The organism is Pseudoflavonifractor gallinarum, assembly GCF_014982855.1.
GTDB classification, from domain to species: Bacteria; Bacillota; Clostridia; order Oscillospirales; family Oscillospiraceae; genus Pseudoflavonifractor_A; species Pseudoflavonifractor_A gallinarum.
Genome location: NZ_JADCKF010000024.1, coordinates 1 through 2,641 on the forward strand (window position 1 = coordinate 1; position 2,641 = coordinate 2,641).

Here is a 2,641-nt window from a genome sequence, read left to right on the forward strand (position 1 = left end):
TCAGTGAGGATCCAGAGTACCACTGGACACGTGAAACCCGGTGGGAAACTGGGGGGACCACCCTCCAAGCCTAAATACTACCTGATGACCGATAGAGGAGCAGTACCGTGAGGGAAAGGTGAAAAGGACCCCGGGAGGGGAGTGAAATAGAACCTGAAACCTTGTGCTTACAAGCACTCAAAGCCCGTTAATGGGTGATGAGGTACCTTTTGTAGAATGGTCCGGCGAGTTATTGTCACTAGCAAGCTTAAGGTATTCAGTACCGGAGGCGAAGCGAGAGCGAGTCTGAATAGGGCGTATGAAGTTAGTGGCAATAGACCCGAAACCGGGTGACCTATCCATGGGCAGGTTGAAGTGGGGGTAAAACCCCATGGAGGACCGAACGCACGCTCGTTGCAATGATCGGCGATGACCTGTGGATAGCGGTGAAATTCCAATCGAACTCGGAGATAGCTGGTTCTCCCCGAAATAGCTTTAGGGCTAGCGTCAACTTAGATTACCGGAGGTAAAGCACTGAATGGGCTAGGGGCCGATAAGGTTACTGAACCCTATCAAACTAAGAATGCCGGATAATTGATGGTTGGCAGTCAGACAGTGTGAGATAAGTTTCATTGTCAAAAGGGAAACAGCCCAGACCCACAGCTAAGGTCCCTAATACATGCTAAGTGGAAAACGATGTGGAGTTGCGAAAACAACCAGGATGTTGGCTTAGAAGCAGCCACTCATTAAAAGAGTGCGTAATAGCTCACTGGTCGAGTGACTCTGCGCGGAAAATATAACGGGGCTAAGCATGTAACCGAAGCTTGGGCTTGTCGTAAGACAGGGGTAGGGGAGCGTCGAATACGGGGTGAAGTCGTAGCGAGAGCAGCGGTGGACTGTATTCGAGTGAGAATGCCGGAATGAGTAGCGAGAATTATGTGGGAATCATAATGGCCGAAAATCTAAGGTTTCTTGGGGAAGGTTCGTCCGCCCAAGGTAAGCCGGGAGCTAAGGCGAGGCCGCAAGGCGTAGTCGATGCACATACGGTAGAAATTCCGTAGCCGCCGAACTTTAAGCACGCTGACACTTTGGAATAGGAGAACCCGGGCGTTGGTTGACCCGGGCGTAAGGGACCGAAATATAGTAGGGAAGTCTTCGATGTCCAGAGGCGAGAAAAGGCGTGAGGTATACTAAGGCGCCCGTACCGCAAACCGACACAGGTAGATGAGGAGAGAATCCTAAGGCCAACGGGAGAAGGGTTGTTAAGGAACTCGGCAAATTGGCCCCGTAACTTCGGGATAAGGGGCGCCTCCTACGGGAGGCCGCAGTGAAAAGGCCCAAGCGACTGTTTACCAAAAACACAGGTCTATGCTAAATCGAAAGATGACGTATATGGGCTGACGCCTGCCCGGTGCTGGAAGGTTAAGAGGAGAGCTTAGCGCAAGCGAAGGTTTGAATTGAAGCCCCAGTAAACGGCGGCCGTAACTATAACGGTCCTAAGGTAGCGAAATTCCTTGTCAGGTAAGTTCTGACCCGCACGAATGGCGTAACGATTTGGGCACTGTCTCAACAGCCCACCCGGCGAAATTGTTGTACTGGTGAAGAAGCCAGTTACCCGCAACTAGACGGAAAGACCCCATGGAGCTTTACTGTAGCTTAATACTGGAAATCGGTAAATCATGTACAGGATAGGTGGGAGACTTGGAAGTACGGGCGTCAGCTCGTATGGAGTCACCCTTGGGATACCACCCTTGATTTGCTGGTTTTCTAACCTGCGGCCGTGAATCCGGTCGGGGGACACTGTTAGGTGGGCAGTTTGACTGGGGCGGTCGCCTCCAAAAAGGTAACGGAGGCGCTCAAAGGTTCGTTCAGCACGGACGGAAATCGTGCAGTGAGTGTAAACGCATAAACGAGCCTAACTGCGAGACCGACGGGTCGAGCAGTAACGAAAGTTGGAGTTAGTGATCCGGCGGTATGTGAGTGGAAATGCCGTCGCTCAACGGATAAAAGCTACCCTGGGGATAACAGGCTGATCTCCCCCAAGCGTCCACAGCGACGGGGAGGTTTGGCACCTCGATGTCGGCTCGTCGCATCCTGGGGCTGTATTCGGTCCCAAGGGTTTGGCTGTTCGCCAATTAAAGCGGCACGCGAGCTGGGTTCAGAACGTCGTGAGACAGTTCGGTCCCTATCTGTTGCGGGCGTAAGAGATTTGAAGGGAGCTGTCCTTAGTACGAGAGGACCGGGATGGACAGACCGCTGGTGTACCAGTTGTCCTGCCAAGGGCACGGCTGGGTAGCTACGTCTGGACGAGATAAACGCTGAAAGCATCTAAGCGTGAAACTCCCCCTAAGATTAGATCTCTCACTCTTTATGAGGTAAGGCTCGATGTAGACTACATCGTTGATAGGCCGGAGGTGGAAGTGTGGTAACACATGCAGCTGACCGGTACTAATAAGCCGAGGGCTTGACCTTAACAAGAAGCAATGCAGGCGCTTGCGAGTATGAAATCAACTACATTGTTCGGTTTTGAGGGTGCAGCGAGCACCCCACTTTTTCGGGATACATTCTTTCTCGAAAGAAAGTATGCACCTTTAGCTCAGTTGGTAGAGCAACTGACTCTTAATCAGTGGGTCCCGGGTTCGAATCCCTGAAGGTGCACCAA

At 52.1% G+C, this 2,641-nt stretch carries 1 tRNA gene and 1 rRNA gene; both read left to right on the top strand.

Annotation, left to right across the window (positions count from 1 at the left end):
• Window positions 1-2,451, top strand: a 23S ribosomal RNA gene (locus INF37_RS15470); the annotation flags it as partial.
• Between the two features lie 113 nt (window positions 2,452-2,564).
• Window positions 2,565-2,640, top strand: a tRNA-Lys gene (locus INF37_RS15475).
• The last annotated feature ends 1 nt before the right edge of the window (window position 2,641 follow it).